The sequence below is a fragment of the Uliginosibacterium gangwonense DSM 18521 genome, from assembly GCF_000373965.1.
Taxonomy (GTDB): Bacteria; Pseudomonadota; Gammaproteobacteria; order Burkholderiales; family Rhodocyclaceae; genus Uliginosibacterium; species Uliginosibacterium gangwonense.
Genome location: NZ_KB892838.1, coordinates 105,618 through 129,164 on the forward strand (window position 1 = coordinate 105,618; position 23,547 = coordinate 129,164).

General features: G+C 56.8%; 21 protein-coding genes. 18 read left to right on the forward strand and 3 right to left on the reverse strand.

The genetic code is table 11. From position 1 onward, the window contains the following. Positions 1-144: 144 nt before the first annotated feature. From prfB to argB, 12 genes are all read left to right on the forward strand, one after another. A protein-coding gene (gene prfB, locus B145_RS0107850) for a peptide chain release factor 2 (RefSeq protein ID WP_157288320.1) occupies positions 145-1,249 on the forward strand; the annotation gives its coding sequence in 2 pieces (ribosomal slippage) (positions 145-225 and positions 227-1,249; 1,104 coding nt in all). Positions 1,250-1,281: 32 nt separating this feature from the next. After that, a complete protein-coding gene (locus B145_RS0107855; RefSeq protein ID WP_018606448.1) occupies positions 1,282-2,601 on the forward strand; it encodes a S1 family peptidase in 1,320 nt (439 codons plus the stop codon). After that, positions 2,598-3,590 (forward strand): FHA domain-containing protein, encoded by a 993-nt coding sequence (locus B145_RS0107860; RefSeq protein ID WP_018606449.1) that lies wholly within the window; start codon positions 2,598-2,600, stop codon positions 3,588-3,590. Before B145_RS0107855 ends, B145_RS0107860 begins: the two co-directional genes overlap by 4 nt. Then, on the forward strand, positions 3,583-4,881 hold the full coding sequence (locus B145_RS0107865) for a hypothetical protein (protein ID WP_018606450.1): 1,299 nt from the start codon (positions 3,583-3,585) through the stop codon (positions 4,879-4,881). Before B145_RS0107860 ends, B145_RS0107865 begins: the two co-directional genes overlap by 8 nt. Beyond that, complete coding sequence (locus tag B145_RS0107870; RefSeq protein ID WP_018606451.1) at positions 4,878-5,594, forward strand: DUF4194 domain-containing protein; 717 nt, start codon at positions 4,878-4,880, stop codon at positions 5,592-5,594. Before B145_RS0107865 ends, B145_RS0107870 begins: the two co-directional genes overlap by 4 nt. A gap of 28 nt (positions 5,595-5,622) precedes the next feature. Further along, positions 5,623-8,415, forward strand: a complete 2,793-nt coding sequence (locus tag B145_RS0107875) for an AAA family ATPase (RefSeq protein ID WP_018606452.1) — start codon at positions 5,623-5,625, stop codon at positions 8,413-8,415. Positions 8,416-8,710: 295 nt separating this feature from the next. Continuing rightward, a complete protein-coding gene (locus B145_RS24840) occupies positions 8,711-9,799 on the forward strand; it encodes a GGDEF domain-containing protein (protein WP_018606453.1) in 1,089 nt (362 codons plus the stop codon). A gap of 237 nt (positions 9,800-10,036) precedes the next feature. Continuing rightward, positions 10,037-10,411, forward strand: a complete 375-nt coding sequence (locus B145_RS0107885; protein ID WP_018606454.1) for a guanyl-specific ribonuclease — start codon at positions 10,037-10,039, stop codon at positions 10,409-10,411. Beyond that, complete coding sequence (locus B145_RS27345) at positions 10,408-10,863, forward strand: barstar family protein (protein ID WP_018606455.1); 456 nt, start codon at positions 10,408-10,410, stop codon at positions 10,861-10,863. Before B145_RS0107885 ends, B145_RS27345 begins: the two co-directional genes overlap by 4 nt. Positions 10,864-10,897: 34 nt before the next feature. Further along, a complete protein-coding gene (gene nudB, locus B145_RS0107895; protein ID WP_018606457.1) occupies positions 10,898-11,338 on the forward strand; it encodes a dihydroneopterin triphosphate diphosphatase in 441 nt (146 codons plus the stop codon). Between the two features lie 204 nt (positions 11,339-11,542). After that, positions 11,543-11,956 carry an Hsp20/alpha crystallin family protein gene (locus B145_RS0107900; RefSeq protein ID WP_018606459.1) on the forward strand — a complete coding sequence of 138 codons (414 nt, stop codon included), beginning with the start codon at positions 11,543-11,545 and terminating at the stop codon, positions 11,954-11,956. Between the two features lie 142 nt (positions 11,957-12,098). Beyond that, positions 12,099-12,989, forward strand: coding sequence for an acetylglutamate kinase (gene argB / locus B145_RS0107905; RefSeq protein ID WP_018606461.1), 891 nt, complete (start codon positions 12,099-12,101; stop codon positions 12,987-12,989). Between the two features lie 135 nt (positions 12,990-13,124). Here the strand turns inward: argB and B145_RS0107910 are convergent, their stop codons facing one another. Next, a complete protein-coding gene (locus B145_RS0107910; RefSeq protein ID WP_051082558.1) occupies positions 13,125-13,403 on the reverse strand; it encodes an acyl carrier protein in 279 nt (92 codons plus the stop codon). 89 nt (positions 13,404-13,492) lie between these two features. On the opposite strand from B145_RS0107910, the gene B145_RS0107915 reads away from it, so the two are divergent. The 3 genes from B145_RS0107915 to B145_RS0107925 all read left to right on the forward strand — a co-directional run bounded on the left by B145_RS0107915 (position 13,493) and on the right by B145_RS0107925 (position 16,922). After that, the gene (locus tag B145_RS0107915; RefSeq protein WP_018606465.1) at positions 13,493-15,094 is read left to right on the forward strand and encodes an acyl-CoA ligase (AMP-forming), exosortase A system-associated; all 1,602 of its coding nucleotides are present in this window, start codon (positions 13,493-13,495) and stop codon (positions 15,092-15,094) included. Further along, the gene (locus B145_RS0107920; protein WP_018606467.1) at positions 15,091-16,347 is read left to right on the forward strand and encodes a pyridoxal-dependent decarboxylase, exosortase A system-associated; all 1,257 of its coding nucleotides are present in this window, start codon (positions 15,091-15,093) and stop codon (positions 16,345-16,347) included. The genes B145_RS0107915 and B145_RS0107920 overlap by 4 nt, the downstream gene beginning before the upstream one ends. Positions 16,348-16,451: 104 nt before the next feature. Then, positions 16,452-16,922 (forward strand): hypothetical protein, encoded by a 471-nt coding sequence (locus B145_RS0107925; protein WP_018606469.1) that lies wholly within the window; start codon positions 16,452-16,454, stop codon positions 16,920-16,922. Between the two features lie 184 nt (positions 16,923-17,106). Here the strand turns inward: B145_RS0107925 and B145_RS29040 are convergent, their stop codons facing one another. After that, positions 17,107-17,397 (reverse strand): hypothetical protein, encoded by a 291-nt coding sequence (locus B145_RS29040; protein WP_211209781.1) that lies wholly within the window; start codon positions 17,395-17,397, stop codon positions 17,107-17,109. A 544-nt stretch (positions 17,398-17,941) separates the two neighbouring features. Then, positions 17,942-19,186 carry an NADP-dependent isocitrate dehydrogenase gene (gene icd, locus B145_RS0107935; protein ID WP_018606473.1) on the reverse strand — a complete coding sequence of 415 codons (1,245 nt, stop codon included), beginning with the start codon at positions 19,184-19,186 and terminating at the stop codon, positions 17,942-17,944. Between the two features lie 221 nt (positions 19,187-19,407). Between icd and aceK the strand changes: the two genes are divergently transcribed. The 3 genes from aceK (at position 19,408) to B145_RS0107950 (ending at position 23,368) form a co-directional block, all read left to right on the forward strand. After that, positions 19,408-21,180: a bifunctional isocitrate dehydrogenase kinase/phosphatase gene (gene aceK / locus B145_RS0107940; protein WP_018606475.1), complete on the forward strand. Its 1,773-nt coding sequence runs from the start codon at positions 19,408-19,410 to the stop codon at positions 21,178-21,180. A 542-nt stretch (positions 21,181-21,722) separates the two neighbouring features. Beyond that, on the forward strand, positions 21,723-21,974 hold the full coding sequence (locus tag B145_RS24850) for a hypothetical protein (RefSeq protein WP_169558543.1): 252 nt from the start codon (positions 21,723-21,725) through the stop codon (positions 21,972-21,974). A gap of 80 nt (positions 21,975-22,054) precedes the next feature. After that, positions 22,055-23,368, forward strand: a complete 1,314-nt coding sequence (locus B145_RS0107950) for a PQQ-dependent sugar dehydrogenase (RefSeq protein ID WP_026258943.1) — start codon at positions 22,055-22,057, stop codon at positions 23,366-23,368. Positions 23,369-23,547 lie beyond the last annotated feature (179 nt).

Sequence of the window (23,547 nt, forward strand, 5' to 3'; positions counted from 1 at the left end):
TCCTCTGTTTTCCTGTTTATACCTTGAGTCCTGAATCAGGCGGATGCCTGACACACACATCCAACACCGCTCGGCAAAGAATTCGGCGGAACTCCCGCCCCCGGCTATAATGATGAGTTTTCCGGAATTCAAGGGACTGTCACCATGGAAGCAGAACGCCTTAACGCGATCACCAACAAGATGTCTGAACTCAAGGATAGAGTCCAAGACCTTCGGAGGTATCTTTGACTACGACAACAAAGCAGAAAAGTTGATCGAAGTCAGTAAGCAGCTCGAAGACCCCAGCGTCTGGAACGACCAGAAACGCGCCCTTGAGTTGGGCCGCGAGAAAAAAGAGCTGGAAGGCGTGGTACTCACTCTGGAAGGCATCGGGCAAAAACTGGCTGACTGTACAGAATTGTTTGAACTGGCCAGCCTCGAAGACGATGAGGACACGTTTGTGGCCGTTGAGGCCGATGTAGCCGATGCGGACGCCCGTATTGCCCAGCTTGAATTCCGCCGCATGTTCAACAATCCGATGGACCCCCAGCCTGCGTTCATCGAAATCCAGTCTGGTGCGGGTGGAACAGAAGCCCAGGATTGGGCCAGCATGCTCGAACGCATGTACCTGCGCTATTGCGAGCGCAAAGGCTTTCAGGTTGAGCTGATGGAAGAGTCCGAAGGGGACGTGGCCGGCATCAAGAGCTGCACGATCAAGATCACGGGCGAATACGCCTACGGTTACCTGCGCACCGAAACGGGTGTGCATCGTCTGGTACGCAAGAGCCCGTTTGACTCCAATGCACGGCGTCACACGAGCTTCGTATCGGTGTTTGTATTCCCGGAAGTGGACGACTCCATCGAAATCGATGTCAATCCCGCAGATGTGCGTACCGATACTTATCGCGCCTCCGGTGCGGGGGGCCAGCACATCAACAAAACCGACTCCGCCGTGCGTTTGACTCACGTTCCCACCGGTATTGTTGTGCAGTGCCAAAACGACCGCTCGCAACACCGCAACCGCGACGAAGCCTGGAAGATGCTGCGCGCCCGCCTGTATGAGCTGGAACTGCGCAAACGTCAGGCTGAGCAGCAGAAACTTGAAGACGCCAAGAGCGATATCGGCTGGGGCCATCAGATTCGTTCCTACGTGCTTGACCAGAGCCGCATCAAGGATCTGCGTACCAACCACGAAGTCGGCAATACCCAGGGCGTGCTTGATGGCGACCTGGACGACTTCATCGAAGCCAGCCTCAAGCAAGGCGTGTAATCACTCGTCCGCACCGGAGAAGTCTGTACGCAATGAGCCGATTGTTGATCTGTCTGGGTTTCGCCATGCTGCTGGGCGGCATGGCGCATGCTGCAGAACCTGCGGCGGGCAAGGCCACAACGCCCTCTGCCCCACGCTCGGCGGATGCCGAACGCATTTTTGAGGAATCCCGCCCACGGCTGCTGCAAATCCGCACGCTCACGCGTTCGGGAGGGTCGCAGTACGTGATCGGCTCAGGCTTCCTGGTTGGCAGCGATCTGGCAGTGAGCAATTTCCATGTCGTATCGGAATGGATCAGCGCCAGTACGCGCTATCAGCTTGAATGGGTCAGCACCGATAATCAGCACGGCCCTGCGGAAGTACTGGCGATTGACCTTGCGCACGACCTTTCCGTTATCCGCCTCAAGGGCGCAATACCCGCTCATACGCCTTACGCGCTGGCAGCGGACGAGCCGCGCCGGGGAGAACGGGTATTCTCGCTAGGACGACCGCTTGACTTGGGGTTCAACATCGTTGAAGGAACTCACAACGGTTTGGTGGAAGGAGACTTCCGCGAGCAATACCACTTCTCCGGCGCCATCAACGCAGGCATGAGTGGTGGCCCGGCAGTCAATCAGGCAGGCGAAGTGTTTGGCATCAATGTCGCCCGCAATCTGCGCGGGGATCTGATCAGCTATCTGGTGCCTGCACATTTTGCCCGCACACTGCTGGAAAACATCCCCAAAACGGCGCCAAGCGCAGATGCACTGCGTAATGCGATGAACCAGCAACTGGCAGCCCGCCAGAAACTGCTGCTCGGCAAACTGTTTGCCCAAGCCTTGCCCACCCGCAAACTAGGCCCGTTCAGCATCAATGCAGAAACGCCGCCTTTGCTCAAATGCTGGTCGCAAGCCGATGCACAAAAAGCAACACGGCCTTACGCCCGTGACAGCATGAACTGTGAAGTCGACGCCGACCTGTTCCTGGGCAACAACCTGAGCGCAGGCAGCGTCAGCATTGAGCATGTCCGGGTTCACAGCAACGCCCTGTCGCGTCTGCGTTTCGCAACGCTGGCAAGCAGTCTGTACGAACTACCCACCACCTGGATTCCTGCTTCACAAGCGGGGCAGGAACGTTGCGATGACCAGTTTGTGCGCCTGGGTGAGCATAGCTGGCGCGTAGGCCGCTGTTTACGGGCCTTGCGCCGTTTTGACAAACTCTATCAGTTGCGTCTGGTCGCGGTCTCGATGGACCGACGCGAACCCGATGCCCAAGGCGAACGCCAGGCCCTGTCCTCACGCCTGAGCGTTACCAGCGCCAGCTTTGAAGACGCCAGCCTTGCCACACGCCGCTTCCTGGAGGCATTGCGATGACAGAAGGCTACATCATCGAATTTGCCAGCCGGGCGGGAGAATTCCTGTTCCGCCAGTCCCTGGGGGAACTACCTGCAACAGTAGGAAGGGCACTCAACAACGACTTCATCGTTGATGACCCCTATGTAGCGGCCCAGCACCTACGCCTGGAAATCGCCCCGGAGGCTGACGGTGCCATCCTGGTCACAGATCTGGGTAGCCGCAACGGCCTGCAGAAAGATGGCAAGCGTGTAGCCCAGATACGTCTGTGCTGTGGCGAGACAATCAGCTTCGGCCACACCACCTTGCGTCTGCGCCACGTTCAGGAACAGGTTGCGCCAGAGCGGATCGATCTGTTCGCTTCGCGCATGTTCTCGCAGCCAGTAGCCATCCTGCTGTTCACCCTGTCGGTGGCAACCGCGCTGGCCGACGTCCCCTTCTCCCATCTAGAGGCGATCTCCGCCACAATCTGGCTGGGTGGGGCACTCGGCTTTGGCGCATTACTGCTGGGGTGGGCAGCTTTCTGGTCGATATTGGGGCGGATTTTTGCCGGACGGGCGCAATTCATCGCCCATCTGGCGATTGCTGGATGGAGCTACCTGAGCATCTATTGGGGCAGCCTGTTGTGTACCCTTGCTGCGTTTTCCCTATCATGGGCACTCTTGGCCCAAGGAAGCAAAGTCCTGATGGGGGTCGTCGGTATATGGGCCTTGCATCGCCACCTCTCTCTGGCGCAGATGCGCTGGCCGCGCCTGAACTTCCCTCTGGCGGTAGCATTGCTGGCGCTGCCAACAACTTTCCTGGCGCTGAATACCTGGAAGAGTGAGCATCGCCTGCTCGATACCGATACCTTGGATACCCTCTACGACCCTGCTTTGCGCATCCGGGGAGATCAATCCCTGGACCAGTTCATGAGTGAAATGCCTGCTTTGCGTGAGCGCGCTGATGCACAACGCAAACCGGCAGATGAAGAGGATGATGCATCAGAGGACACAAGTAACGATGAGTGAAACCCAACTGGTTCATGACCATTTCAATCTGGCCAGTTTCCTGATTCCGGAAGTAGCCCTTGATGACGTACCGGCCCTATGGTCGCTGGTGCGCTCACGGGAGTTGATCAACACCTTCATCACCCTGTTCCGGGGCGGTGAGGAAGAGGTATTCATCCGCCTGCATGTGCTGCGTGAGATTGGTGCGCGTGCGGATCAACCTTCCTGGCTACCCGAGGAGCTGCGGCGGCATTTTTCGTATATTGACCCGATCAAGCTCGAAACCGTATTGGGGCGCCTGCGCGGCAACGGCCTGATGGTGTATGGCGAAGCTGGAGCCTACCGCTTCTCGGACGCAGGCCGCAACGCGGTTGCAGCCATGGCCATGCTCCTGCGTTTTGAAGATCACGAAGACGCAGAGTTGGGCTTTCTCACCACACAATTAGCAGGCATGCAGGCCACGGGTACGGTAACACCTGAAGTGCTGCAACACCTGCTGGCCAAACTCAACGCCCTGGCCGCCTCGTTTGAGGACGCCATCGCCTCAGGCTCGGAATTCCGCATTCTGGAAGCCCGTTCGCATCTATCGAGTAATGTGCGCTGGCTGGAAAAAGGGACAACTGTTCTGCGTGGTCTGCTCGTCGAAGAGGAAATCAGCCCGGAAACCAGTCGTATCGCCCATGCAATCGGCTTGGCCCAGAGCCGCTTGGCGCGGGTTGATGCAGCCTTCCAGCGGGCGCTGAACAAAATCGAATCACAACGCGTCACGCTGGGCGCTTCCGGGGTGTCATCTTCGGATGCTGCCGCATGGTTGCGTGGCCTGGACTCCAGACGCATTGCGGCCTTGGCTGAAGGTGCCCTGGGCGCCGGACCACAAACACAATTCCTGGCGGGGGGGCATGAACTGCTGGACCGTGCCGAATCGGCCCTGTCTGAAGAAGTACGACAGATGGAAGCCGACAGCTCACTCCCCAGCGCAGAGCAGGCCCCCGAAAACGAAGTGCCCCCTACTGAGGACTTGAGCCTGCTGGTCAGGCTGGCCGAGCGCCTGGTCGACATCCCCGCCTCAACACCAGCCAGCAAGCTGGTGTTGGGCGGCGGTTTCGGCCCGGCCAGTTATCGCCTCTCCCTGCTTTCTCTTTTGGGCAATGAAGAAGCCCAGGCCGAAGGCCCGGTCGCCAACCTGACCCAGATGCCTTACGACCTGTTGCTTGAAGATTACCTGGTTGAAGTGATGGAAGATGAAATCTCCCACATCTCGGCAGGCAATGTTGTACGTCGTGATACCACGACGATGGAGTCTCAGTCATGAATACCGATATCACCTCTCTGACGGCACGCTTGCTCGCGCACCGCTGGTTGCCACGTTCGGACGCGCAGGTCCGTCGCGCCCTGGTGGACGAAACCTTCCGCGCCGAACTCGAAAGCCGCTTGGCGGCTGTCGGCCTGGAGCTGCTGGACAACCCCTTTGCTGAACACGTCGCCGTGGGGCTACGTAATGAAGTCATTGACGTCGTGTTTGGCGGCCGTGACTATCAGGCCAGCACCATGAACCTCACGCGGGATGAGATTGCGCTGCTGATCGTAATCTGGGCGCTCATCATCCTGCCCAAGCGCGAACGTCAGCTTGGCCGCCGCACCCGTGGGGATGATGGTCAGAACGATATGTTTGGTCAGGATAAGCCCATCGTACACGGTGAAGAAGTCTCGGGCGCCTTCTCCGAAGCATCCTTGCTGGCCGATTTCGGCACACAACTGGGCGGGCGTACCAAGATCCGCAACTTTGCTTTGGGCAAACTCGCCCGTCTTGGCTTCATCGAGCGCCGCAACGGTTTCATCTTTGAAGGCCCGCTACTGGATGTGCTGCTGGACTACCGCATCCTGGCAGACCGTATCATCAACGGCACTCTGGCCGATGTGCTGGCCGCAGCCGGGCGCAACCTGCCTGCCAGTCTGACCGAAGATACCGCCGAGGAAGAGGAAGACCTCGAACTCGGCGAAGAAGAGGAATCTGGCCGCCCATAAGCGGCCATCACCCAACGCAGGACCCAAGATGTTTCACATCCGCGAAATTGAACTCGTACACTGGGATTTCTGGCGCCGCTTCACGCTGCCGCTGGATGCCCAGATCATTACCATCGTTGGCCCGAACGGCTCGGGCAAGACCACCCTGCTGGACGCCATGCGCACCCTGTTTGCCCTGCGCTGCTCAGGCAAACGGGATTTCCGTCGCTATGTGCGCCGCTCCAATACAGGTTTTGCGTGGATTCGCTCAACCGTATCGAATCGCCCTGGCAGCACCGGTAAACGCCCATTCTTCCCCTGCCTAAAAGACAATGTCACCCTGGCCTGTCGTGTCAAGCGCGCAGGCGGGGATTGGACGCGGGAGTATTGTATTGAAGACGGCTTGGTCAGCGTCGAGCAACTGGAAGAAAGCGCCCAGTTCATCGGCCTGCGGGATTATCAGTCCCGCCTCGCCTACGCAGGGCTGACTCCCGCCATTGCCAAGGTACTCTCACTAGAACAGGGCGACACTGACAAACTTTGCGAATACTCCCCGCGCGCCTTGCTCGACCTCGTTTTCGACGTGTTTGGCGACAAGGAAGTGCTGGACAACTATCAGGCCGCGCGCGAAGAGCAAAAAACAGCCCAGCACGAACTGGAAGCCCTCGCCCTTGATCTGGAGCGCCTGAAAGCCCAGGTCGAGGCCAAACGCCTTGAGGCTGACCGCTTCCTGGAGTGGCGCGAGTTGCAGACCGAGGCCTCAACACTTGAGACGGAAGCGGTGCCACGCCTGGAAGTCGCCGAACTGCAAAACGAGATCGGCCAATGGCGCGACAAGCTTCGTCATGTACGCTTGGATGTTGCGGAAGCTGCACAGACGGTTAAGGAATCGGACACCCGCATGGCGGCTCTGGCAGGCGAAAGAACTCAGGCCGAGCAACAACTCAACCAAGCCAATACTCGCCTGAATGATGTCAATACGGCTTGGCTTTCGGCTCGGGATACCTTGCGCGACATCGACAAAAAACTGGCTGAGCGCGACGCACTGCGCGAACGCGTAGCCAAGGAACACGGTGCAGCCGCGCTGGATTCCGAAGATGTGGCCGCTACCGCCTATAACGACTGGCAGGCCGCACGCGCCAAGGTCAAGGAACTGACTTCCCGCTTTGAGGATGTCACCACGCGTCTGCGAGAAGCCCAGGGCAAGACGGGGTCGCCACAGGATCAGGAAGTCCAGCGTTTCCGCACGGCACTGGATGAAGCAAATATCCCGCACCGCCTGCTAGCGGAGATTACCGAAGTCACGGACCCGAGCTGGCAAGGCGCGCTGGAAGCCATTCTGCGCCCCTACCGCTCGCTGATCCTGCTGGAAGACGAAGGCCAGCGCCACGAAGCCTGGGCATTGGGCGAACGCGAAAAATTCCGCCATTTTATCGTCTCCGATCGCACGCCCTGCCCTGAGGCCCAGCCAGATAGTCTGCTTGAGATCGTGCGCTTTGCAGGCGAACCCCCGAAGTGGCTGGCCGAACTGCTCAACCGCATCCGGCGTGTCGACAATGCGCAATCTGCTTCACGACTGCCGCGTGACCAGGATTGGATCACCCGCGAGGGCTACCACCGTGAGCGCCGTGGCGCCCGCCACCTGGGCGTGCCTCATGACTTCTGGTTTGGCGAACTGGCACGCCAAACCCGCCTGGAAGGGCTGCAAAAGGAAGTCTCCGAGCTGGATAAACAGCTGGCCTGGGCACGCAAAAAGCAGGACGAACACGAAGCCGCCATGCAAGGCGCCCGCGAAAAACTGCTCGGTATGCAGGCCGCAGAACTTTTGCTGGCCCGTGCCACAGAATTCGAGGCTGCCTTACAAGACAAACCTACCTTGCAGGAAGCCTTGAGCCGTGCTGAAGCAGATCTGAACGCTGCACGCGGTGAAGTTGACCACTGTAAGGAACGCCTAGCAGGCATCGCAATCGAAGCGGACCGTCGCTCCCGTGACCTGGGCCATGCCAAAGACGTGCTCAAGCGCCTCTCGGCAGAATCCCGCCCGCAGCGTCTGGAACAGGCAGCCCGTCTGCAACGGCTGCGCAACAAGCGCAGGGGTATATCGCGCCAATGGCTGCAAGCGGATGCGCTGGCCGAATTGGCTGAACACTACGGTGGTCTGGCAGGTGCCCGCAACGAACTTTCTCGTCTGAAACGTCGCCTGAACGAAGGTGAATGGCCGCAGGATGAGAGTGTGTTGATCGTCAAAGAAAAGCTTGGCCTGGAGTTAAGCCAGCGCGAAGGTGATTACGGCCAGCGCATGGCCTATTCCGAGCGCACCAAAACCATGGTTGACGACGCTCGCGCCGCCTACATTGCCCGCTTGCGCGCCACCGTGCGCCAATATGGCAAGAACCTGCGCGCATTGGGTGAGCTGGCCGGCGTGGGCGTGGAATGCCCGATTCCGATGCTGGAAAACGACGATGTCACGCTCACCTCTGCTGGCCTGGAAGTCGCTTTTGACTTCGACCAAAAAGGTGCGCAGACCCTCAACGACGGCGAAGCCTCGGGTGGTCAGCAGGTGATGAAATCGCTGATCCTGCTGATTGGTCTGCTCATGGATGATGCCCGCCCTGGTGGTTTTGTGTTCATCGATGAACCCTTTGCCCACTTGGACGTGGCCAATATCGACCGAGTGGGGGCCTTCCTGCGAGCAACGCGGGCACAGTACCTGATCACCACGCCAGTCACCCACAATGCCAATGTATTTCAACCGGCACAACTGACCTTGGTGACGCGGAAAAAGAAGCCTACAGACAGTTGGGCACCTCCCATTGGCGTACTGCGGCGGCAAATCGACTGAAAAACAGTAAAAATCTGCTTCACTCATACATCGGCTACCCCTTGTTATCAGGCGGTAGCCGATTTTTCTTTGTAAAAAAGCTCTACAAGCTGTGCACTTTTCCCCTGTGCCTACCCTTTTGCCAGCAAGCAAACATATATTTCAGGAATAGAATTTCATACGACATCAGCCAAACGGCTATATCGCCGTTTTACGATTTTTCCCGATTGCAGGGTAAAGGTTTGTATACCCGGGGTCGATAAAGTTCCATATTGGTGGCGATCTCATTTTTCAACTCAAGTACAAGCCCTATCAGATGAGAACCGAAGTCGCGCTACTGCGTTTGCTGAAAAAACTCCAATCGCTGGAAGCCTCCCGTGATCGTCTGAGCATTGCCGAATCAGTCGTCGTCGCAACGCTGGAAATTCTGGACGCCCGCTTCGCCCTCCTCCACGGCTTTCGTGCAACGGCCCATGGATACGTGACCGCGCCCCTGGCCTGGGCGGTGGCCGGGGGCGAGTCCGCCACCACGAATCTTGATCACTTTGACGTTGAAGAAACCCATCTGAACGCAGAGCCATTACTGGAAGAATGCGCGCTCGCCCCAGAGGGTTTCGTACAACAAGACACGCCAGACGCCTGCACGCTGGCATTCTCCATCGGCCAGCAAGGCACGCCGGTAGCCATTGTCGAAGTTCACTGTGATGCCCACCCCAATGACGACTTGCGCGATTGCGTGCATGAATTGCTGGGCATCTATGCCGAGCACCTGTGCCTGCTGGATTACGCCGAACTGGATACGCTGACCAAGCTGCATAACCGCAAAACCTTCGACGAGAATTTTGACCGCTTCATCAGCATGGCCGAGAAGGCGGCTTCGCGCCAGGAAGAGGATACCGACGCTTTTGAGCAGACCGAGAATACCGAGCGTTACTGCTGGCTGGGCGTTGCAGACATCGACAAGTTCAAACGCATCAATGACACCTTTGGTCACCTGTTCGGCGATGAAGTCCTGATCCGTGTTGCTGAATTGATGAAGAAGAGTTTTCGCGGCAGCGACAAGCTCTTCCGCTTTGGTGGGGAAGAATTTGTCATCCTGCTCCGTTTTGTGACGGCTGAAAACGCCGAACAGGTTTTCGAGCGCTTCCGCGCAGCCGTTGAAGAACATGAATTTCCGCAAGTAGGGCAGGTCACCTGCTCACTGGGCTATGTGCGCATCAACAGCACCTTGACCCCTGCCGAAATCCTGGGGCGTGCGGACGAAGCGCTCTATTTCTGCAAAAAGAATGGTCGCAACCAGATCGCCCGGTATGAAACCCTGGTCGAACAAAATCTGATCGAACCGCCTTTGGAAGCGCCTTCAAACAGCGATTTGCAGGCAGATATCGACGCCTTGTTCGACTAACCCAGGCCCTGCCCAACCCTTCACACTCCCGGCAACACGGACATCTCTGCCAGAAGCCTGCTATGATTGCGCCCAGACGCCGCGATGGCTTCTGGCTTGATGCACGTAGGGAACACCTTCGGACAAATCCGCTTCAAAAATCTGCTTTCCCATAGGTCTGCGAGCAGGCATAGGGTTCTCTCGCTACACTTCAACGGGATTCACCACACGGCCTCGCGCCGGGCAAGGCTTGCGCTCATGTCGGCCCAGAAACTGTTTCGCTTCCTGTTATGTGCGTTCTTTCTGGCCTTTGGTGCCCTGACGACATCAGCAGCTGACACAGGCAATTCTCCGCCCCTGGGTTCAGTCCGCCTGAGCGAACTTCCTGTCGAGGCGCAATCGACACTTGAGCTGATTCGCCGAGGAGGTCCATTTCCTTACCGGCGCGATGGCGTCACATTTCAGAATCGTGAATTGCGCCTGCCCCGCAGACCTGCAGATTACTACCACGAATACACGGTTCCCACGCCCGGTGCATCAGACCGGGGGCCACGGCGCATCATCCGTGGCGAGCCTGAAGAGTATTACTACACCGCCGACCACTACCGCAGCTTCAGAAGGATTCAGCCATGAGAGCCAATCTACTCGCTCCTGATGCCGCGCAGTTGTTGCGGGATCTTGACCAAGCCAACGTCTACGTAACCGATGATGACACGGCCCGTGCGTTGTTTCACGCCGGCCCTAGCGCTGGCTTCAACGTCTATCGCATCGACCTGAGTCAGGCGCGTACGGAGCAAGAGCTACTGCGGATCATGGGCAAGGCGTTGCACTTCCCGGATTGGTATGGTGGAAACTGGGACGCGTTGGCGGACTCTCTCGCTGATATGTCCTGGAATGAGGCCGATGGCTACCTCATCATTCTGCAGCGTAGCGAGGTCTTGCGAAAGAATTTTCCCGCCGCCCATGCTACCTTTCTCCAACTGCTCAAAGATACCGTCAAAGCCTGGCAGACGCAGAATGTAGCCTTCTGGGTGCTGTTTGTGGGCGACCACCCCGATCTGCCCCATATCGGGGTGAAAACCTGACCCAATAGAGAAAATATTAGAGAGAGAAAGTAATTTGTTTAAAAAGCCAGAATCCGTACTTGTCGTTATCCATACCCTCAATCTGCAGATTTTGCTGATTGAACGCGCCCGCCACCCTGGTTACTGGCAATCCGTTACAGGCAGCCTGGAAGAAGGGGAATCTCCCTTCCAGGCAGCACAGCGTGAGCTGGAAGAGGAAACCGGGCTGATCGCATCTGCCGACTCGCTCTGCGAGTGGAACATCAGCAACCACTTTGAAATCCTGCCGCTGTGGCGGGAGCGCTATGCGCCAGATGTCACGCACAATCTGGAACACGTTTTCAGCTTCTGCATCCCGGATACGGTGCCGGTACGCCTTGCCAGTGCAGAGCATCGTGACCAGTGTTGGCTACCCTGGCAGGAGGCTGCTACACGTTGCTTTTCGTGGACCAACCACGACGCCATCCTCATGCTACCCCATCGTTTGGCAAGCTGACTTCTCGCCAGGACGCCATTCGAACACCGGTTCATACTTGTCCTTGATCTCCTTGCCGCCGAGGCTTATACCTTTAGTAGGGCGCTGTTGTTTTGCGCCCTGTAATGAGGCCTCCCGATGCTTCCGCATAGCGCGGTGTTTCCGGTGTTGGGAGCTTTCGCTCTGACGGGAAGTTCGGGTGTGGCTTCGGAAAGGAGAGGAAAAATGGCCAGCCTGATTACTCGTGATCCGCTTGAGGACTTCTTCCGTGGCTTCCTCGTCCGCCCAGTTGGATTTGGCGCCGAAACGGATATGCCCTCGATTTGTGTTGATGTGCATGAAGATGCGCAAAACTTCACCGTTCATGCTGAACTGCCCGGCATGAAAAAAGAAGATATCCATGTCCATATTGAAGGGGACACGGTATCGATCTCGGCGGAACGCAGGCAGGAGAAGGAAACCAAGGAAGGAGAAAAGGTGCTGCGTACTGAACGCAGCTTCGGCAAAGTATCCCGTAGTTTCCAACTAGGAGGCACTGTCGAAGAAACACAAGCCACTGCCAAATATGTTGATGGCGTACTTGAACTCACATTGCCGAAGAGGGCAATCACCCAGGCCAAGCGCCTGAAGATCGAGTAATTCGATCTGGCTCACGCAGAGCCAAAGCGGAGCATACGTGCTCCGCTTTTTATTTGTGGGCCGACACGCGCTAGAATCGCGTCTGGCCGGTATTAGATGCTTGCCGGTACCCTATTCATCTACCCCTGGAAGGTTTTGCACAATGTCAGATACCATGCAGCTGGAGCCCCTGGTCAAGGCGGAGGTCCTTGCTGAGGCCCTGCCCTACATCAAGCGCTTTTACGACAAGACCATTGTGATCAAATATGGCGGCAACGCCATGACGGACCCCAAGCTGCAGGATTGCTTTGCGCGTGACGTGGTACTGCTCAAACTCGTCGGCATGAATCCGGTCATCGTCCACGGCGGCGGCCCGCAAATTGACGATCTGCTGCGCCGGGTCGGCAAAAAGGGGGAGTTCATCCAGGGCATGCGCGTCACCGACGAGGAGACCATGGACATTGTCGAGATGGTACTCGGCGGCCAAGTTAACAAAGACATCGTCAGTCTCATCAACAAGCATGGCGGCAAGGCCGTAGGGCTGTCTGGTGCGGATGGAGCCTTTATCCGCGCCCGCAAACTCCTGATGCATGACCGCGAAAACCCGGAGGAGATGATCGATATCGGCCAAGTGGGCGAAATTACCCAGATCGACCCCTCCATCATCACCTTCTTGGATTCCGGCGATTTCATCCCGGTCATCGCGCCAATCGGCGTGGGTTCAAACAGCGAGACCTACAACATCAATGCCGACTTGGTGGCAGGCAAACTGGCGGAAGTGCTGAAGGCAGAAAAACTCGTCCTCCTCACCAATACCCCTGGGGTACTGGACAAGGAAGGCAAGCTGCTGACGGGCCTCACACCACGCCAAATCGATGATCTGGTGGCCGATGGCACCCTCTCAGGCGGCATGCTGCCCAAGATCAGTTCCGCACTGGATGCAGCACGCAACGGGGTTCGCTCGGTTCACATCATTGATGGCCGGGTGGAACACTGCCTGCTGCTGGAAATCCTGACCCATCACGGCGTGGGAACCATGATCAAGAGCCACTGAGTGCCACAACAGCCAAGACGCCTGCGCGCACCCTACCACGCAAGCGTTTTGGGCCTGTTTGAGACAACAGACGGCTCTTCTCCGGAATATGCAGACGGCAAGCCGCCCAAAGCAGATAAGTGTGCTATTTTTGAGTCAGGCTGCCTGTTTGCTGGCTACAAAGTGGGTGAGCGTGCCAACCGTTTCAAATGTGGAACCATCGATATCATCATCCCCCACATAAAAACCAAAGTGTTCCTCCAGCGCAGCGATCAAACCGACCACCGCCATGGAATCCAGCTCGGGCACCGCACCCAGCAAGGGGGTTTGGTCATCGAACGAAGCTGCACGACCACCGAGGCCGAGAGTATCGTCAAGTACGGCAAGCACTGCCTGCCGGGTACGATCCAGCGATAACACAATCAACTCCTTCATCTTTACCACTTGCGGCATTGCCGCAGAAAAGTGCGACATTATAGTGGTTTCGGTCCGACAACCCAGGATGTAATAGATACAAATTACCAATGGACGCATATCTGCTTCACCATCTGATTGGCGTGCAGGCCTCACGCAATCCAAGCGCGCCAGCGCTTGCCACCTCAGCGGACAGCCTGGATTACGCTGCGCTGTGGCATGAGGTCGGCACCTTCGCCCGTGCCCTTTCGTACCTGAAATTCGCACGTGGCGAGCGCATCGGGATTTATCTGGACAAACGCCTGGAAGCTGTCATCGCGGCCTTTGGCTGCGCTGCCGCCGGATGCGTGTTCGTACCGATCAACCCCATCCTCAAAGCGGAACAGGTTGCCTATATCCTGCGCGACTGCAATATCCGCTTGCTGGTGACTTCGCCCGAACGCCTGGCGACCCTGAATGATGTTCTGCAGCATTGCCCCGACCTCGCCCATATCAGTCTCACTGGAGAGGCAAAGGAGCTGCCTGTACTGGGGCGCATCCATTTACATTCGTGGTCCCAGATGCCACGTGGTGAAGCCAGCTTCCATCGGGTCACCGAAACCGATATGGCGGCCATTCTATATACCTCTGGGAGTACCGGACGTCCCAAGGGGGTCGTGCTTTCCCACCGCAACATGGTGGCGGGTGCCAAAAGTGTAGCCGGCTATCTGGGGAACCAGGCCAACGATGTTTTGTTGGGGGTGTTGCCCCTGTCATTCGACGCAGGATTCTCGCAACTGACCACGGCATTCCATGCCGGCGCCAAGGTCGTGCTGCTCAACTACCTAATGCCGCGTGATGTGATCAAGGCCGTTACGCAATGGAAAGTCACCGGGCTGACCGCAGTACCCCCACTCTGGATTCAGCTTGCTGCACAGGAATGGCCTGAGACCGCCAGCCAACATTTGCGCTACATCGCCAGTACGGGCGGACGCATGCCGCTGGAAATACTGGATCGGCTACGCGGCTATCTGCCGCAAGCCAAGGTTTTCCTCATGTATGGGCTGACCGAAGCGTTCCGCGCAACCTATCTGCCGCCAGAACAAGTCAACCATCGTCCGGATTCGATTGGCAAGGCCATCCCGAATAACGAAGTCCTGGTGCTGCGAGAAGATGGCAGCTTATGTAATCCAAATGAAGCCGGGGAGCTGGTACAGCGCGGCCCGCTTGTGGCCATGGGATATTGGAACGATGCGCAGAAAACGGCTGAGCGCTTCCGCCCCCTGCCTGCCACACTACCAGAACACATCCGCCCCTCAGGTCTGCCGCAGCCCGAAATCGCCGTGTTCTCTGGCGACACGGTGCGTATGGATGAAGAGGGTTACCTCTACTTCATCGGTCGTCGTGATGAAATGATCAAGACATCCGGCTATCGCGTCAGCCCTACCGAAATTGAAGAAGCCGCCTATACCAGTGGTGTCGCTGCGGAATGTTGCGCATTTGGCGTCCCCCACCCCAGCATAGGCGAAGCCATCGTGCTGATCGTCAAACTCAAAGCCAACCACACCGATTCCGCCGCACTGCTTGCCTATCTCAAAGCCCACTGCCCGGCCTACCAGATACCAGCCCGCATCATTTGCCTCGACGAGCAACTGCCGCGCAATCAGAATGGCAAAATCAACCGTACTGAATTACGGCAACGCTACGCCAATGCATTGGAGGATAACGCGTGAGCGAGCATAACCAGACCAGCACCCCCAAGCGCCCCATCCACGCCCCCCAACACCAGTTCCCGGTACAACACGGTGAATTATGCATTGGCGATATCACCATTACCCGCCTTGCCCAGCGCGTGGGGCAGACGCCTTTCTACGCGTATGACAGGCAGCTTGTCACCGCCTCGATTCAGGATTTGCTCCTGGCATTCGAGGGGAAGGTTGAGCTGCACTATGCCGTCAAAGCCAACCCCTTCCCTGCACTGGTCAGCCACATCGCCCCGCAGATCGATGGTTTTGATGTCGCCTCGGCACAAGAACTCAAGATCGCGCTGGACGCAGGCATGCCCGTCACCCGGATCAGCTTCGCGGGCCCCGGCAAACGCAAGGAAGAACTCACGCAGGCCGTAGCCGCAGGCATCCTGCTGCACATCGAATCTTTCCGTGAAGCCCACCTGTTGGCTGAGATTTCAAACACGCTCGGCCTCCCCGCCCGTGTTGCCGTGCGCGTGAATCCGGACTTTGAACTCAAATCATCTGGCATGAAGATGGGCGGCGGCGCCAAGCCCTTCGGCGTTGATGCCGAACAAGTGCCTGCGCTACTGGAAACGATTCACACACTCGGACTGGAATTTGAAGGCTTTCACCTCTTTGCGGGCTCGCAAAATCTGCGTGCAGAAGCCATCATCGAAGCGCAGCAATTGAGCTACGCCCTAGCACTCAAACTTGCCGCCCATGCCCCCCGCCCCGTCCTCAGCCTCAATCTGGGCGGCGGCTTTGGCATCCCCTATTTCCCTGGCGAAACCGAGCTGGACACCGACCCCATCATCACCAACCTGCTCGAACTGGCCGAACGCACCAAGCAGGAACTCCCGCAAGCACGGCTTGCCATTGAACTCGGGCGTTATCTGGTAGGGGAAGCAGGCGTTTATGTCTGTCGGGTACTGGATCGAAAAGAATCACGCGGGCAAGTCTTCCTGATCACCGATGGCGGCATGCACCACCATCTGGCCGCCTCCGGCAACCTCGGGCAAGTCATTCGCAAGAATTACCCTGTCATGATCGCCAATCGCGCCGATGCCACCGACAAGGAAACCGTCAGCATCACCGGCCCGCTCTGCACTCCGTTGGACATACTCGCCGAACGCATGGAACTCCCCTGCGCCCAGCCCGGCGACCTGATCACCGTGCTGCAATCCGGCGCCTACGGCGCCAGCGCCAGCCCGCAAGACTTCCTCAGTCATCCGCATGTGGTTGAGGTGCTAGTTTAAACATAGAGATTATCGCTACACTCCGAATCCACCCTTCAAATGATCCGCCCTACGCATTGCTAAAAAACGCGCAGGCCGACAATTTCGAACCATAGGTGCCACAAATGCCAGCCGCTCGAAAGCCTGGTGTTCCTGATAAGCCAGCTTGGTATGGCTACAAAGAAGACTTGGACGTTCGGTATATGCATGGTCTTTTCTTCGGGAAATCAATCGACGAAGTTATTCACTATTTCAAAGGTAGCCGTGCAATCCAAAGGAGCGACGAACTACTCTACGCCCCACGGCCTGTTTTTCAGTACTACATACATGCCTTTGTCAAGTATCTAATGTCTGAGCAAGCGGCAGGAGAAGCGGATGCTGCGAGTCCGTTCCTGCATCTGCTGGATGCGAGGGAAAAGAAAGACCCGGGTAGCGTGAGTGCCATATTCGAGTCACTGGCTGACTGCGTGGATTACATCGCCAAGAACCAGCTATTTTTTGACGCCGACGAGAATATCTACGGAAATTTCGAAGAACAAGCCCGCCGCATCAGTGAGCGCTGCGGCGTCCGACCTGTCCATGGCGAGGCTCCATAGCGCCCGGTTCGCCAGCGAATCAGGCACCTACCACGCAAGGTAACCCGGAATAGACAACTTGGAGGGTAAGTCGGATAAACCATAAGCTCCATCCGACGCATGTTAGTGGTTTGCATATTGATCAGATGTCGGATGGTGCTGTGCTGTTCCGACACAATTAAAAAACAAATTCCGGGTTACGGCCTTAACGCAACTGGTCTACCTCAAGGTTGTAGATGGCCAGTATCGCCTTGACGCCCCTGTCCTTCTCACCCGCATCGAAGGCGGCAAATGCCTCCTGCAGTTTCTCATCAATGAAGGGCACTTTGTCGTGGTCTCGCTTGAGACTCTCCCGTATCTCGGCCCATAGCTCCTTAAGATCCGCCATGTGGGTTTCGTAGGTCCAGTAACTCCACACCGGATAATCGTTAGGCGGGTAGTCGGTTGCAGTTGCTAATGATCCTTCAGAGTCTGCCAATTTTTCTCGTAGTGACATTACATCCTCTTGCTTGGAATTACGACCCTGTTGAACAACCAGTTAGGCTGATGAACGCGGGCAAAGTATGCATGTGTATCTTGGTTATTAGAGGTTAAGCTGGCTTAGGGCTCTGAATAGCCAGGCACCTATGACGAAATACATGATTCCAAGACCGATTTTCCAACGCTCTGCATCTGATAGGCGTGTTCTATCGAGTAGAGCGTCGTCGGGCTGTTTAGGGTCTACATATGCATGAATTTGCGCCCCAAGCGGAAATGCCTTTAAAGAAATACGTCCCGCCGGGCACCAAAAACCGCCTATAGTTCGGCATCGTCCGCCACCTGGTTGAGTGATGAAGGAGTCATTGTAGGGCGGATTCGGAGCGCAGCGACAATCCGCCGCAACGCGGCAAATTAGCGCATTCGGATATCGGGCGGCACAATGGCGGATTGCTTCGCGAATCCGCCCCTACAAATGACCACGCAGGATACGCAGACACAAAAAAGCCCTCAGAGAATCCTCTCTGAGGGCTTTGTCTTTCAGGCGTAAATCCTGCACAAGCTTACATGTGCTTGATCATTTCATCGCCGAAAGCGGAGCAGGAGACTTCCTTGGCGCCTTCGGTAGCGCGGGCGAAGTCGTAGGTCACGGTGCCAGCGCCAATGGCGCGTTCCATGCCCTTGATGACCAGATCAGCCGCTTCCTTCCAGCCCAGGTGGCGGAGCATCATTTCTGCGGACAGGATCAGCGAGCCGGGGTTGACCATGTTCTTGCCTGCGTACTTGGGCGCGGTACCGTGGGTGGCTTCAAAACAGGCGTATTGGTCGGAGATGTTGGCCCCCGGGGCAATGCCGATGCCGCCGACTTGTGCAGCCAGTGCGTCGGAGATGTAGTCGCCGTTCAGGTTCAGGGTGGCGATCACGTCGTATTCTGCCGGGCGCAGCAGGATCTGCTGCAAGAAGTTGTCCGCAATCGCGTCCTTGACGATCACTTCACGCCCCGTCTTGGGGTTCTTGAACTTGCACCACGGGCCACCGTCGATTTCCACGGCGCCGAATTCGCGCTTGACCAGTTCATAGCCGTAGTCGCGGAAGGCGCCTTCGGTGAACTTCATGATGTTGCCCTTGTGCACCAGGGTCAGACTCTTGCGGTCGTTTTCGATGACGTACTTGACGGCGGCACGGATCAGACGCTCGCTGCCTTCACGCGACACCGGCTTGATGCCAATACCGGAGGTAGCAGGGAAGCGGATCTTCTTGACGCCCATTTCGTCTTGCAGGAACTTGATGATCTTCTTGGCTGCGTCGGTTTCTGCCTGCCATTCGATCCCGGCGTAGATGTCTTCGGTGTTTTCACGGTAGATCACCATGTCGACCAGCTCCGGCTTCTTCAGCGGGGAAGGCACGCCGGTGAAGTAACGCACCGGACGCACACACTGGTACAGATCCAACTCCTGGCGCAACGCCACGTTCAGCGAACGGATGCCACCGCCCACAGGGGTGGTCATCGGGCCCTTGATGGAAACGGAATAATCCTTGAGCGCTTGGAAGGTTTCCGCCGGGAACCATTCATTTTCGCCATACAGGCGGGTGGACTTCTCACCTGCGTAGACTTCCATCCAGTAAATCTTCTTCTTGCCGCCGTAAGCCTTCTCCACCGCAGCATCAATCACTTTGATCATGACTGGGGTGATGTCAACACCAATACCATCGCCTTCAATGAAGGGAATAATGGGATTGTCGGGAATGGCTTGGCCAGGAATAATTTTTTGGCCGCCAGCGGGAACCTTGATCAGGGATGCGCTCATTGGGTGTTTTCCTCTCGGTACAGGGTCTTCGTGTCATGGTGTATACACCCCGCCCAGCCAGTTGGCTGCGCCCAACCGGGCAAACCGCGTATACACAAAAAACATGAGCTGATAATTATGGCTTAATTTTCGCAATAATTGGCTGTTATCGATACAACAAGCCCGAAAACATTCGTTTTCAGGCGCGAAGAGGTGGGAGGCCGTGCCTGATGAGTCCCAAAATGAACACCTCAGCACCCCCCGCAGAGCGGGAAGCACACCTGATCGCCCAGATGCTCATCGATGGCTTCAACAACCACTATCGGATTTTCCGTGACACCACCCGGATGACCAAGGCCCGGTTTGAGCAGTGCGACTGGGCGGGATCGCTGGCAGCGGTCAGCAGCCGCGTGCGCTACTACGATGAGCGGGTCAATGAAACCGTCCAACGCCTCAACCAGGAACTGAATGCCCAGCATCTGTCAGATGCCACCTGGCAGCAGGTCAAGCTCCAATTTATCGCCCAACTCCTCAACCATAAGCAGCCCGAACTGGCAGAAACCTTTTTCAACTCGGTTTGCTGCCGGATTCTGCATCGCACCTATTTCCATAACGACTACATCTTCGCCCGCCCAATCATCTCGACGGAGTTCATCACCGCCTATCCCCCGTGCTACCTGAGCTATTACCCGCAACAGCAAGGTCTGCGCTACATGCTGCGCGAAATCATCCTGCACTTTGGCTGGGAGGTGCCTTTTGAGGACCTGGGACGCGACATTAGCAATGTGTTGTACACAGCCAAGCTGCACTTTGGGGGCTGGCCCGAGCCCGAGGTGAATCTGCAGGTGCAGGTACTCTTCTCGCCGTTCTACCGTAACAAGGCCGCGTACATCATTGGCAAGGCCATCAATGGCTATCAGGAATATCCTTTTTCAATCGTGATCCGCCATGGGCAACGCGGGCTCTATGTGGACACCGTTTTGCTGGATGCATGGCGGATCTCCCTGCTGTTCTCGCTCTCCCACGCCTACTTCATGGTCGATATGGAAACCCCCTCGGGTTACATCCATTTCCTACGCTCAATCATGCCCAACAAGCCACGCAGCGAGCTTTACACCATGCTCGGCCTGGGTAAACAGGGCAAGACGATGTTCTACCGGGATCTGATCAGCCATCTCACCCATTCGCAAGACCAATTCATTGTGGCACCGGGTATCCGGGGGATGGTGATGGAGGTTTTCACGCTCCCCTCTTTCCCTTATGTCTTCAAGATCATCAAGGACCAGGGGGCGATCCGCAAGGAAATGCGGCCTGAAACGGTGAAGTACAAATACCTGATGGTCAAGCAGATCGACCGTGTGGGGAGAATGGCGGATACGCTGGAATTCTCCAAGGTTGCCCTGCCCCGCCACCGCTTTCACCCGGATGTTCTGGCTGCACTCCAGGCTCATTGCGCCAGCAGCGTGAGCACTGAAGGCAATGTGGTGGTAATCAATCACCTCTACATCGAACGACGCCTGACCCCGCTTAACATCTATCTGCAAGAAGCTGACGATGAGCAGTTGAACCATGTGATCGAAGAGTATGGCAACGCCATCCGTGACATGGCCAATGCCAACATCTTCCCAGGCGACATGCTCTGGAAAAATTTCGGCATGACCCGCTATGGCAGGCTGGTGTTCTACGATTATGATGAAATCGAGTACATGACCGATTGCCACTTCCGCCATATCCCCCCGGCCCCTTACCCGGAAGCGGAATTGAGTAGCGAGCCTTGGTACAGGATTGGTCCAAAAGACGTGTTCCCCGAGGAGTTTGCAACCTTTCTACTCGGCCAATCGCGCATACGCGATGTATTCATGAAGCAGCACGCCGATCTGTTGCATCCGGAATTCTGGCAAGACATCCAACAACGCATCCATCAAGGAATCATCGAAGATTTCTTTCCCTATCCCCAATCCTTACGCTTCGTTGGGCCAGATGGACGGAGCGTTCGACTCACACCGCACCAGTGAGAGCCTGGGCCTGTTGGCATTACGCAGATCATGAAAAAAGGGGACGACTCCTCCCCATCTACCGTGTGGAAATGCCACTACTTTGATGTGATTGGGTCATAGCAAGGATTTCGGTTTAGTAAGCCTACGAATCGGCCGCAGAGAAATCTGCGGCCGATTCATTTTGTCGTTTCTGAGAGCAACACCACACTTCACGCCCCCCCCCTTTTCAGGGACCGTGACTTTGAAACCTGTCAGTACCCAATGCGCGAAACTCGGCCAAAACGGCCATTCACCCACTCGGCGCCCACAGGCTGCAATAGGTTGCTTAGCTGCCGCTTGGCTAAGATTTGGGTTGAGCGACCGCTTCCTGATCGGGCGAACTCACACTCCCGACCCTTTGCGAACGGTCAGGCTTTTGGAAAGCGGACGTTTTAACGTAGAGCTAACCGGCGCTGCGCGGCTTTATTGCGCAGCGTCCAGCGACTGAAAGGAGCGAGGTTGAGCGCCATGTTAGGCATGACGTGCCTCGGTTGCTACTATGACATGATGTCGCCAGCCCCTTGGTCGCGCCGCTGGTCATGCTCGGCTGGGGCGCCAGTCTCGGTGCCTTTGTTGGTGCAGCGGCCGGGGTCAATTCGAGCGTAGAACAGAAAAGCGGTTGGCTGGCCGACCTGATTCATGATGCCATCGCCAATGGTCAGGTCGTCTTGGTTGTGCAGACGCAGAGTTCGGAACAGACAACCATCGCACGCGAAATCGTCGGGGATGCGGTGGGAGAGGTGCAAGATGTCGTCAGCCAAGTTCCCGTATGACGAAGGCCTAGCCTCAGTGCCAAGATCAGGGCTGTTGGTTTTGTCGCAAGCGCGACCCAAATTGACGAATAGGTGAATCGATGCGACTAACCTCCACTCCGCCTTTGCTTGGGCTCTTGATCCTGACCGCTTGCGGTGAGATGGCCAAGCTGCCCATTTCCGCTGGCACCGGCTCCCAGCCGACATTGCCCCCACCACAACGGACATTGATTCCAACCGTCAATATCGCCCCCGCCAAGGGCTGGGCGCCGGGTACGACACCGATCGCAGCGCCAGGTACTCGTGTCGCCCTATTTGCCGATCACTTGGACCATCCACGTTGGCTGTACGTACTGCCCAATGGCGATGTGCTGGTCGCTGAGACTAACGCTCCCCCAAAGCCTGATGACGGTCCGGGAGTCAAGGGCTGGTTGATGGCGCTGTTCATGAAGCAGGTAGGCGCCAGCGTTCCGAGCGCAAACCGCATCACGCTGCTGCGTGACAGCAATGGCGACGGGAAGGTCGACCAGCGTACGGTACTGCTGGATGGGCTGAACTCACCATTCGGAATGACGCTGATCGGCGACTATCTTTATGTTGCCAATTCGGATGCAGTAATGCGTTTCTCCTATGCGCCAGGCGAGACGCGTATCAACACTCCTGGTACCAAGATTCTTGATCTTCCGGCCGGCACGATCAATCACCACTGGACCAAGAATATGATTGCCAGCCAGGATGGCAGCAAGCTTTACGTCACAGTTGGCTCAAACAGTAACGTCGGTGAACGCGGCATGGCAGTTGAAGCTGAGCGTGCTGCCATCTGGGTCGTCGATCTCAATAGTGGCAAGCACCAGATTTTTGCCTCCGGGCTACGCAACCCGAATGGTTTGGCTTGGGAGCCCAATACAGGGGCATTGTGGACTGTCGTCAACGAACGTGACGAACTCGGTAGTGATCTTGTGCCAGATTACATGACATCAGTACGTGAGGGCGGATTTTACGGCTGGCCATATAGCTACTATGGACAGCACGTCGATGAGCGGGTGACACCGCCACGGCCCGAATTGGTCGCTCGCGCAATTTCTCCGGATTTCGCCCTGGGGCCACACACCGCATCTCTTGGACTAGCCTCTTCGGCTGGCTCGGCTCTACCGCCACCCTTCGTTAAGGGCATGTTCATCGGGCAGCATGGTTCGTGGAACCGCAAGCCACATAGCGGTTACAAAGTGATCTTTGTGCCATTCAATCATGGACAGCCAGCAGGTAACGCCACGGTGGATGTGCTGACCGGCTTTCTCAGCGAGAATGGCGAGGCTTTCGGTCGTCCAGTTGGCGTAGCAATCGACAAGCAAGGGGCGTTACTCGTAGCTGACGACGTGGGCAACGTGATCTGGCGGGTAAGTGCCTCAAAATGACTTATCCTGATTGCTGCATGGCGTCAGGAATGCAGCAATCAGTAGTGACCACATCGCGGATTGAATTACATGACACCCGCACAATTGGTGGCACCATATCATTCAAAACTCCTCAAACCAAACATACACGACGAACAGCCGTATACCAAGGACCTCTACCAATACAAGCTTGGCACTCA